An 11,930-nucleotide genomic window follows, 5' to 3' on the forward strand; every position below is an offset into this window, starting at 1 on the left:
GATTTCAAATTATATTACATTTATGCTTTATAGACTATTTTAAAGCAGTTCAGAATGAAAAAAATATTCCTTTCCTTATGTCTTTTTGGTATAATTTCTAATGTTTCGAGTCAAGAATTTGCTAATGCTCCCAAACCTTTTGGACCTGTTCCGACGCAGAAACAAATCGACTGGCAGGAAATGGAATTCTACGCTTTTGTGCATTTTTCATTGAATACTTTTACCAATAAAGAATGGGGTTTTGGAGACGAATCGCCAGAACTTTTTAATCCGTCGCAATTAGATGTTCGTCAGTGGGCGAGAGTGGTAAAAGAAGCTGGAATGAAAGGAATTATTTTAGTTGCCAAACATCATGACGGCTTTTGTTTATGGCCTTCAGCTTATACAGAACGTTCTGTAAAAAATTCTCCATGGGAGAACGGAAAAGGTGATTTGGTTAAGGAATTAGCTGCAGCTTGTAAAGAATACGATTTAAAATTGGGATTATATCTTTCGCCTTGGGACAGAAATCATCCGCAATACGGAAAACCTGAATATGTAACGTATTTCAGAAATCAACTAAAAGAACTATTGACCAATTACGGAGATGTTTTCGAAATGTGGTTTGATGGTGCAAATGGTGGCGACGGTTATTATGGAGGTGCAAACGAAACTAGAAAAATCAATTCGCTTACCTATTACAATTGGGATGAAACTTATAAACTAATTTATAGTATTGCTCCAAAAACTTTGGTTTGGGGAGTTGGACCTTCAGAAGCGAGATGGATTGGAAATGAAGAAGGACGTGCAGGAAAAACCAATTGGTCATTGTTACGCCAAAAAGATGAATTGGCTGGAAAAGTGCATTACAGCGAATTCACGTCTGGACACGAAGACGGAGAAAAATGGGTTCCGGGAGAAGCTGATGTTTCTATTAGACCGGGATGGTTTTATCATTCGGTTGAAGATGACAAAGTCCGTTCGCTTGACGAAATGGTTGATATTTATTACGAATCGATTGGACGAAATGCGACTTTATTATTAAACCTTCCTGTTGATACAAGAGGTTTGGTTCATGAAAATGATGAAGCAAGATTAAAAGAATTGGTTGCCACAATCAAAGCCGATTTCAAAACAGAATTATTAAAAGGAACAAAAGTTCAAGCTTCAAACACAAGAGTGGCAGATTCTAATTTCGGTCCGCAGAATGTTATTGATGGAAATAAAGACACTTATTGGGCAACAGACGATAAAGTAAAGCAAGCTACAATCGAATTTACGTTTAAAAAGCCAACCGCAATTAATAGAATTTTACTTCAGGAATATATTAAGCTTGGACAGCGTGTAAAAGCGTTTTCGGTTGAAGCCAATGTAAACGGACAATGGAAAACGATTGCCAATGAAACTACAATTGGTTATAAAAGAATTTTGCGTTTAGATCGTGTTACGGCTTCTGCAATTAGAGTGAATATTTTAGATGCAAAAGCAGGTTTTGTAATCAGTACAATTGAAGCTTATAATGCGCCAACGTTCGTTAAAGAACCACAAATTCTTAGAGATAAAAAGGGTTTGGTAACGCTTAAAGCGGAAGATGGAAATGCTGTTTACTATTCGCTTGACGGAAAAAATCCTTCAGAAAAAAGCATTTTATATAAAGGACCTTTTGTGTACAATAAAGCAGTAGAAATTAAAGCCATTTCAAGAAACACAAAAGAGAAAAGCAACAGTGCGGTTAAATCGGCTAAATATGGTATTTCTAAAGAAAAATGGAAAGTAATTTCGATTTCTAGTGGCGATAATAAATCGGTTGAAAGAATTATTGACGGAGATGCCAATACCGATTGGGAATTTGGAAATACCGAAAATAAACTGCCTCAGTCCATCATTATTGATATGGGAGAAGAAAGAAGTATTGCAGGTTTTACTTTTACTCCAAAACAAATAGGAAGTAATTCGAATTTGATTTCGAATTATGAATTCTACACTAGTGAAGATAACGTTACTTGGACCAAACAATCTGAAGGAGAATTCTCGAATATCAAACACAATCCGATTGAACAAATGAAGAGTTTTACTGCAGTAAAAGCAAGGTTTTTAAGATTTGTTGCAACAGCTGCTGTAGGAAACGGACAAAGTGTTTCGATAGCTGAAATCGGTATTGTAGAATAAATTTCTTTTTTGAAAGTATAAAACAACTTTGCGTTTCTTATTTTGTTTTCTGACGAACGGCAATCGTTATTAGTCGAATTTTTAGTATTTCAGGATAATATAATTCTACTTTTATCTTGCATTAATTAAAACAGCGAGGCGTTATGATTAAAGAAGATATAGGTTTTAGAGAAGCAGGAAAGTTTGAAGAAACTCGTTTCGAGAAAATTCACAATGTTATTTTTGAATCATCGCAAGAAGCTTCTTTGTTGGTGGCGCGCGAAATTGCTAATTTAATTCAGAGGAAAAATGAATTAGGTGAACCTTGTGTTTTGGGTTTAGCAACAGGATCTTCGCCAATTAAGGTATATGAAGAACTGGTTAAAATGCATAAAGAAGAAGGACTAAGTTTTGAAAACGTAGTGACTTTTAATTTAGATGAATATTATCCGATGGATAAAAATGATATTCAGAGTTATTATCATTTTATGCATGAGCATTTATTCAATCACGTAAATATTCCTTCTGAAAATATCAATATTCCAGACGGGCAGGTGAGTGCTGAGGAATTACAACAATACTGCATCGATTACGAAATGAAAATTATCTCTTATGGAGGATTAGATTTTCAACTTTTAGGAATCGGCAGAACAGGACATATTGGTTTTAATGAGCCAGGTTCTCACGTGAATTCTGGAACCAGAAGTATTACGCTGGATCATTTGACACGTATAGATGCGGCTTCCTCTTTTTTGGGAATTGACAATGTTCCGAGAAAAGCCATTACAATGGGAATTGGAACCGTTAGAAATGCAAAAAGAATCGTTTTACTAGGTTGGGGAATCAGTAAAGCAGGAATTATAAAAAAGACAATCGAAGGCGAGGTTTCTTCGCAAGTACCGGCTACGTATTTACAAGAGCATCACAACACAACATTTGTTCTGGATACAGAAGCTTCGTCTGAATTGACACGAGTAAAAACACCATGGTTGGTGAAATCTTGTATTTGGACAGATGAATTAAAGCTAAAAGCGGTCGCTTGGTTAAGTGAGTTAACGAAGAAACCTTTCCTAAAACTGACGGATAAAGATTATAACGACAACGGAATGTCAAGTCTTTTGACGGAAGAAGGAACTGCATACGATTTGAACATTAAGATGTTTAATAAAATGCAGCAAACCATCACAGGATGGCCAGGTGGGAAACCAAATGCTGATGACACATACAGACCAGAACGTTCTACTCCAGAGAAAAAAAGAGTGATTATTTTCAGTCCGCATCCAGATGATGATGTGATTTCTATGGGAGGAACATTTGATCGTTTGGTAGAGCAGGGACATGAGGTTCATATTGCATATCAGACTTCGGGAAATATTGCTGTTTCTAATGAAGAGGCTTTAAAATTTGCTGAAATCTCAAAAGCGTTAAATCCAAATTCTGGTGTGTCTAATGAAATTATTGAGTTTCTTCAGAATAGAACTGGAAATGAAATCGATTCGTTAGAAGTTAGAAAATTAAAAGGATTGATTAGAAGAAGTGAGTCTTTAGGAGCAACTCGTTATTTAGGTTTGCCAGATTCTAATGTAAACTTTTTAGATCTTCCGTTTTACGAAACAGGAACGGTTAAAAAGAATAATCTTTCGGATGCAGATATCAACATTATGTGTGATATTATTGAAAGAATAAAACCGCATCAAATTTATGCCGCTGGAGATTTAGCAGATCCGCACGGAACTCATAAAGTGTGTTTGGATAGTTTGTTTGAAGCTTTAAAAAGACTAAAACATAAAGACTTTATGAGGGATTGCTGGGTTTGGTTGTATCGAGGCGCATGGCATGAATGGGAATCGTACCAAATTGACATGGCAGTTCCAATGAGTCCTGACCAGGTTTTAAAGAAACGACATGCTATTTTTTATCACCAGTCTCAAAAAGACGGCGTTATGTTTCAAGGTGATGACAGCAGGGAGTTTTGGGTTCGAGTTGAAGACAGAAATAGATTGACTGCAGAAAAATATCACAACTTAGGATTGGCAGATTATTCGGCTATCGAGGCGTTTAAACGTTATCATTTCTAAGCTTTTTGCAGCAATAAAGATAATAGACTATTTCATGGTTTATTTTGGTTAGTTACCTATAATTGAGAGAAAATGCGGTCGTGGTTGGCCGCATTTTCGTTTTTATTATTTAACCACAGGCGCTAAGGTTACGCAAAGTTCGCTAAGGTTTTTACGCGAAGATCGCGGAGATTTATTTATATAATTGAGAATAAAAAAAAGTTCGCAAAGCTTAACATAAAGCTTTGCGAACTTTTTTTATTCTTTTTAGGCATCAAACACAAAAAAACTTTGCGAACTTTGCGTAACCTTAGCGCCTTTGCGGTAAAAAAAATTGCGGTTAAATATCTATATAGAAGAATTCAAAATCTTCTGTTTAACTTCGTCGATATAAGATCTTCCTATTACGTATCTAAGTCCTTCAATTTCAATGCTGTTTCCTTCGACAGCGTCGATTTTATCAATTGCAATCGTGTACGATCTGTGGATTCTAATAAAATCTCTTTCAGGTAATAAACTTGTAAAATCAGATAAAGTGCTGTGAATGATAAACTTTCCAGAAGTAGTACTGATTTTTAAATAATCTTTTAAACTTTCAATTACTAAAATTTCGTTCAAGAAAATCTTTTTCATTTTTTTCTTATCGATTTTTACGAAAATAAAAGGATTTTCTTTGCTGTTTTCCTGTGGAAGTTTGCTTGTATTGTTAAGGCGTTTGTTGATTTTGTTGACCGCTTTCATTAATCTCGGAAACTCAATTGGTTTTACCAAGTAATCTAAAACGTCAAGTTCGTATGTTTCAATTGCAAACTGATCGTAAGCGCTTGTAATAATTAATAAAGGTGGATTTTCTAAACTTTTAATAAAATTAATACCGTCCAAAACAGGCATGTTTATGTCTAGGAAAATTACATCTATAGTATTGTTTTTTAGAAAATTTAATCCTTCAATAGAATTACTAAAGGTGTTTATTAATTCTAAATCCTCAATCTGTTCAATATAATTTTTAATAACGTTTATTGCCAATGGCTCATCATCGATAATTAAACACTTTATTTTCATTTGTAACTTTTTGTTTTAGGCCGGTATGTGGTTTTCTTGTAAGTATAATATTAGTTATGGCTAAAAGCTGGTCTATGTGACTTTTATAACTAGTTTAACGACAAAAATATTCTTTTTATTTTTAAATGAAAGCTTATAGTCACTTTTATTATATCCAAGCTCAAGTCTTTTTTTGACGTTTTCAATGCCTATACCACTTGACTTGTTAAAATTATCTTTATGTACGGTAATTTCAGGCATTGGGTTTGAAATAATGAAATATAGATAATCACCTTTTACTTTAAAGTTAATGTCAATTACAACATTACCAGTGTTTTTGTTTACGCCATGTTTGAAAGCATTTTCGACGAAAGTCAAAAGTAAAACAGGAGAAATCTCTTTATCGTGAATATCGCCAGAAATGTACATGTTCACTTCTAAGCGTTCTCCATTTCTAATTCTTTCCAAATCCAGATAATTCTGAATGCACATGATCTCATTTTCCAAGCTTTGTTTCTTTTCCTTTGTTTCATAAAGCATGTAGCGCATTAATTCAGAGAGCTTCAGGACTATTTTAGGTGTCTTGTTAGATTTTTCTACAGAAAGGGAATAGATATTATTTAAGGTGTTAAAGAAAAAGTGTGGTGAGATCTGAGATTTTAAAAACAACAGTTCTGTTTCCAATTGCGATTTTTCCAGATCGGTTACACGTCTTTGCTCTTGCAATAAATCAAATGTGATTTTAATTGCCGTAACAAAAGTCATAACGTACAATTCGCCCATCATCATATCAATTGTATAATTTAGCGTAAGATTGTTTATGGTTTGAGGTCCTTCAGGCCAGACATCGTGTGTAATCAACAAATAAGTCAAATTAAATTTTATGACCACCATGACAAAAATTGCCGAAAGTACGGTTATTATATATAGGAAGTATTTTTTGCGATAAACCAAATAAGGCATCAAAACCAAAATATTCAGATAACACAATGCCATGTGAATTGGGAATCCAAGTAATGTAGTTTTTAAGGAGTAAACGTAATCGTTGAAATAACTTCCCCAGCGGAATGTATTGAATACAAAATACGTCAGCCAGAAGTAAACATGGAAACGTACAGGTACTCTGTAAAGCTTGCTTGAGTTGAATATCATTAGTGGTGTTTTAGAATGTCGTTTATTAGTATTTTTTGATGTTTAGAGCTGTTTAAATGTCGTCCGTCTAAATTTATTTTGGTAAAAGTTGAATTTATCTAAATTTAAAGTTAAATTAATATTGTTTTGATATGAAAAAAATTACTCTGCTTTCTTTAACGGTAATTTTTATTGCAAGTTGCAAAATAAAAGTTGATAAAAATCAACATCCACAAAGTTTTGCAACAAATTATGTAGATCCTTTTATAGGTACTGGAGGTCATGGACATACGTATCCGGGAGCAACAGTTCCGTTCGGGATGCTTCAAGTGAGTCCAGATAATGGAATTTCTAGCTGGGACTGGTGTTCAGGCTATCATTATTCTGACTCCATAGTTTCTGGGTTTAGTCATTTACACTTAAGCGGGACAGGAATCGGTGATTTGGCAGATATTTTATTTATGCCTACAAACAAAAAATTAGACTTAACCGCCAAAGCCGCTTCACGCGATTTCCTACCGTATAAATCAAAATATAGTCATGTTAACGAAAAAGCAGTACCGGGTTATTACCAAGTTTTTCTTGAAGATCCTAAAATCAATGTAGAATTAACTTCTACACAAAGAACCGCATACCATAAGTATACCTATAATAATAACGACACACAATCTGTTGTGGTTGATTTAGGTTTTGCTATAAACTGGGATAAAGCGACAAAAACTGCTATTACGGTTGAAGATGCGAATACAATTAGCGGTTACCGTTATAGTACAGGTTGGGCAAAAAATCAGAAAGTGTTTTTTGTAGCGAAGTTTTCTAAACCAATTACAGAATCAATTATCACAGCTGATAAAAAAGTTGTTTCTGGAAAAAGTGCTGAAGGCGAAAATACAGCTCTTCAATTATTTTTCGATTCTAAAAATTCTAAAGAATTAGATGTAAAAGTGGCACTTTCTTCAGTTAGTATCGCTAATGCTAAAGATAATCTGGAAGAAAACAAAGAGTTCGAAAAAGTAAAAACAGATGCTTCTGCAGTTTGGAACAAAGCTTTAAGCAAAATTACAGTTGAAACTCCAGTAGATTCACTAAAAACGATTTTCTACACCGCTTTATATCATGCTCAAGTTGCACCAGTAACTTACAGCGATAAAAACGGACAATTTAGAACAGAAGACGACAAAATTGTTACTTCAAAAGATTATACAGCGTATTCTACTTTATCTCTTTGGGATACCTTTAGAGCTGAAAATCCACTGCTTACAATTTTAGAACCGAATAGAGTTTCGGATATGGTGAACTCCATGTTAGCGTATTACGAAACAAAAAAAATACTTCCGGTTTGGACATTATATGCAAATGAAACCAATACCATGACAGGATATCATTCGATTCCAGTTATTGTGGATGCCTACATGAAAGGCATTAAAGGTTTTGATGCTGAAAAAGCTTTCGAAGCAATGAAAGCAACGATGATGCAAGACGAACGCGGATTAAATTTCTACAAAAAATACGGTTACATTCCTTATAATTTATTAGACGAATCGGTTACGATCACTTTAGAATATGCTTATGATGACTGGTGTGTGGCTCAAATGGCGAAAGCCCTAGGAAAACAAGCCGATTATGAGTTTTTCTCTAAACGTGCAAAAGCTTACGAATATTTATTTGATGCGAAATCTGGTTTCATGAGAGGAAAATCAGAAGATGGAAAATCTTGGAATGAACCTTTCGACCCAAAACATTCGAACCACAGAGAGCATACTGATTATACAGAAGGAAATGCTTGGCAACACAGCTGGTTTGTACCTCATAATGTGGATAATTTTATTAAACTTCACGGTGGAAATGACATTTTTACAAAACGTTTAGAACAATTATTTACAGAGAGTTCTGAGATTACAGGAAACAATGTTTCGGCAGATATTTCTGGTTTAATCGGACAATATGCACACGGAAACGAGCCAAGTCACCACATTGCTTATATGTTTAATCACGCTGGTCAGCCTTGGAGAACACAATATTGGGTGCGTCATATTTTGGATACACAATATAATACAACTGCTAACGGTCTTAGTGGAAACGAAGATTGCGGACAAATGTCAGCTTGGTACGTATTCAGTTCAATGGGATTATACCCAATGAATCCAGCTTCTGGAGAATACGAAATTGGAAGTCCGATTTTCGAAAAATCAACTTTAAATCTTCCAAACGGAAAAACTTTTGTCATTGAAGCAGAAAATGTTTCAGAGAAGAATTTCTATATCCAATCGGCTACGTTGAACGGAAAAACATTTAATAAAACAGCCATTTCTCACCAAGAAATGCTACAAGGAGGTGTGCTTCATTTTGTAATGGGAGCACAGCCAAACAAAAACTGGGGTCAGAACTAACTAATTCAAAATAAATAATTTAATGAACATTATTGACGTATCAATCATTTTAATCTATATCGTACTCTCGGTTGGTATAGGAATCTGGATTTCAAGAAAAGCATCAAAAGGGCTTGACGATTATTTCCTTGGCGGGAAATCAATCAAATGGTATTTTTTAGGATTGAGCAATGGCTCAGGAATGTTTGATGTTTCAGGAACTTCCTGGATGATTGGAGTTTTATTTTTATATGGAGTAAAAAGCTTCATGTTTATGTGGCTTTGGCCGATTTGGAATCAGATTTTTGTGATGATGTTCCTCGCAGTCTGGATCAGAAGATCGAAAGTAATGACGGGTTCTGAATGGATTTTAACTCGTTTTGGAAGTGACAAAGCAGGAAAAGCATCCCATATTATTGTGGCTATTTTTGCGATTATTTCTACTATTGGTTTCATCGCTTATTTCTTCGTAGGAATTGGGAAATTTGTAACCATTATTCTTCCTTGGGATTTAACAGTTCACATGAATGGTTCTGTTTTCTTAACTTCAGAACAAGCTTATGCCTTGTTAATTATTTTCTTAACTACAATTTATACCGTTAAAGGAGGAATGTTTTCTGTAGTTGCGACAGAGGTTGTACAATATATTATTATGATTGTGGCTGGTGTTTTAATTGCTGGTTACGCCTTCATTAATTATACAGATATTCAAATCAATTCGGTTATTACACCAGAATGGAAAAATGTTTTCTTTGGATGGGAATTTGAAACACAATGGAGCGATAAATTTGAAACATTCAACAGATTAATTGATACAGAAGGTTACAAAATGTTTGGTGCTTTCATCGGAATGACGCTTTTCAAAGGATTTTTTGCGAGTGTGGCTGGACCAACTCCAAGTTACGATTTACAACGTGTTCTTTCTACAAAATCAGTAAAAGAAGCAGCTTATATGAGTGGTTTCACGAACTTGATTTTATTCATTCCTAGATATTTATTAATTACAGGAATTGTGGTTATTGCTTTAGTGAATTTAGCGCCAGAATTAAATGCAAACGTAAACTTAACGGGTGCCGATTTAGAATTATTAATGCCAAAAGTGGTAAATCTTTATATTCCAGTTGGAATTAAAGGAATTCTTTTAGCTGGTTTATTAGCGGCTTTCATGTCTGGATTCTCAGCTTTCGTAAATGCGGGACCAGCATATATTGTAAATGATATTTATAAAAAATACTTCAAGCCAGTTGCTTCAAACAAACATTATATCAAAGTAAGTCAGATTTCTTCTTTCTTGGTGGTTGGTCTTGGAGTTTTCATGGGATTCTTCGCAGATTCTATTAACTCATTAACACTTTGGATTACAAGTGCTTTGTACGGAGGTTACGTTGCAGCCAACTTCCTAAAATGGATTTGGTGGCGTTTTAACGGATGGGGTTATTTCTGGGGAATGGTCGGCGGATTAATCGCAGCTTCTCTTCAATTCGTTTTAGATCAAAACAAAGGGAATTTAGCGGCAGGAACATTCTTGCACGATCTTTCACAAGTACCATCAATCTACTTGTTCCCATTAATTTTCGGAATGTCAATTTTAGGTTGTCTTTTAGGAACTTATTTAAGTAAACCAACAGATATGGAAGTTTTAAAATCTTTCTACAGTAATGTAAGACCTTGGGGATTCTGGAATCCAGTTTACAAACAATTGAAAGCAGAAGATCAATCTTTCCAAAAAAATAATGATTTCTATTTAGATATGATGAATTGTGTAATCGGAATCATCTGGCAGTCAAGCATGATTCTGCTTCCGATTTACTTCATTATCAGAGATTATCCGAAAGCAGGAGTGGCTTTAGTAGTTTTCTTAGTGACGACTACGGTGCTGAAATTTACTTGGCTGGATAGAGTTAGGAAGATTGAAGAGTAGATTTTAGAAGAAAGAAAATAGAAGCAAGAAGAAAGATTTTTGAGTAGAGAATTTCTCTGCAGTTTGTCATTCCGAGGAACGAGGAATCTCCACGAGTAACTCTACAAAGATTGGCGACAAAGATTGCAACATAGCCCATAGTTTCAACTATGGGAACGCATAGGAACTCTACAAAGATTGGAGATAAAGATTGCGGAGCTTCTTGCGGAGATTTCTCCTTCGTCGAAATGACAAAACTGAGTGGATATTCTAATAAAATAAGCACTCAAAACAAAAACAAGCATAAAAAACTAATAAATAAAAAAACAAAAAAATGAGTACTATTCCTTGGCAAGACAGACCCGAAAACAGTAAAGATGTAATGTGGAGATATTCTGAGAATCCAATTATCGACAGATATTCGATTCCTTCATCAAACAGTATATTCAATAGTGCAGTTGTACCTTTTGGAGACGGATATGCTGGGGTTTTCAGATGTGATAACAAAGCGGTTCAAATGAACATTTTTGCTGGTTTCAGTAAAGATGGAATCAATTGGGACATTAACCACGAACCAATTGAGATGAAATCTGGAAATACAGAAATGATCGAATCAGCTTATAAATACGATCCTCGTGTAGTTTGGATTGAAGATCGTTATTGGATTACTTGGTGTAATGGTTACAACGGACCAACAATCGGAATTGGTTATACTTTCGATTTTAAAGAATTTTTTCAATGTGAAAATGCCTTTTTACCATTCAACAGAAACGGAGTTTTATTTCCTCAAAAAATTAATGGTAAATACGCGATGTTAAGCCGTCCAAGTGATAACGGGCATACGCCATTTGGAGATATTTGGATCAGCTATAGCCCAGATATGAAATATTGGGGAGAACACAGATTGGTGATGAAACCGTCTCCGTTTGAGCAAAGTGCTTGGCAATGTACAAAAGTGGGCGCAGGACCAATTCCAATTTTAACTGAAGAAGGATGGTTAATGATTTACCATGGAGTGATCAACACTTGCAACGGTTTCCGTTATGCAATGGGTTCAGCGCTTTTAGATGTTGATTCACCAGACCAAGTAAAATACAGAACACAACCTTATTTATTAGGGCCAGCAGAGACTTATGAAATGGTTGGAGATGTTCCAAACGTAGTTTTCCCTTGTGCAGCTTTACACGATGTAGAAGAAGACAAATTAGCCGTTTATTATGGAGCTGCAGATACTCACGTAGCAATTGCTTTCGGGAAATTAAGTGAAGTAATTCAGTTTACAAAAGATAATAGTTTATAATATAA

Annotated in this window: 7 protein-coding genes; 5 read left to right on the forward strand and 2 right to left on the reverse strand. The window is 34.8% G+C overall.

The features are described from left to right. Window positions 1-54 precede the first annotated feature (54 nt). Together NQQ59_RS14385 and nagB are read left to right on the forward strand one after the other, a co-directional pair. Complete coding sequence (locus tag NQQ59_RS14385) at window positions 55-2,148, forward strand: alpha-L-fucosidase (protein WP_144219590.1); 2,094 nt, start codon at window positions 55-57, stop codon at window positions 2,146-2,148. Between the two features lie 143 nt (window positions 2,149-2,291). Next, window positions 2,292-4,205: a glucosamine-6-phosphate deaminase gene (gene nagB / locus NQQ59_RS14390; RefSeq protein ID WP_144219591.1), complete on the forward strand. Its 1,914-nt coding sequence runs from the start codon at window positions 2,292-2,294 to the stop codon at window positions 4,203-4,205. Between the two features lie 327 nt (window positions 4,206-4,532). On the opposite strand, the gene NQQ59_RS14395 is transcribed toward nagB, so the two are convergent. Both NQQ59_RS14395 and NQQ59_RS14400 read right to left on the reverse strand, forming a co-directional pair. Continuing rightward, entirely contained in the window at window positions 4,533-5,246 is a 714-nt protein-coding gene (locus NQQ59_RS14395; RefSeq protein ID WP_144219592.1) for a LytR/AlgR family response regulator transcription factor, read from the reverse strand. 72 nt (window positions 5,247-5,318) lie between these two features. Beyond that, window positions 5,319-6,377, reverse strand: coding sequence for a sensor histidine kinase (locus NQQ59_RS14400; RefSeq protein WP_144219593.1), 1,059 nt, complete (start codon window positions 6,375-6,377; stop codon window positions 5,319-5,321). Window positions 6,378-6,508: 131 nt separating this feature from the next. Here NQQ59_RS14400 and NQQ59_RS14405 point away from each other — a divergent pair, with 131 nt between their 5' ends. The 3 genes from NQQ59_RS14405 (at window position 6,509) to NQQ59_RS14415 (ending at window position 11,925) form a co-directional block, all read left to right on the forward strand. Next, complete coding sequence (locus NQQ59_RS14405; RefSeq protein ID WP_144219594.1) at window positions 6,509-8,746, forward strand: GH92 family glycosyl hydrolase; 2,238 nt, start codon at window positions 6,509-6,511, stop codon at window positions 8,744-8,746. A 22-nt stretch (window positions 8,747-8,768) separates the two neighbouring features. Continuing rightward, complete coding sequence (locus tag NQQ59_RS14410; RefSeq protein WP_144219595.1) at window positions 8,769-10,646, forward strand: sodium:solute symporter family protein; 1,878 nt, start codon at window positions 8,769-8,771, stop codon at window positions 10,644-10,646. A 313-nt stretch (window positions 10,647-10,959) separates the two neighbouring features. Further along, window positions 10,960-11,925 carry a glycoside hydrolase family 130 protein gene (locus NQQ59_RS14415; RefSeq protein ID WP_144219596.1) on the forward strand — a complete coding sequence of 322 codons (966 nt, stop codon included), beginning with the start codon at window positions 10,960-10,962 and terminating at the stop codon, window positions 11,923-11,925. Window positions 11,926-11,930: the final 5 nt, after the last annotated feature.

This window comes from Flavobacterium panacis, from assembly GCF_024649945.1.
GTDB lineage: Bacteria > Bacteroidota > Bacteroidia > Flavobacteriales > Flavobacteriaceae > Flavobacterium > Flavobacterium panacis.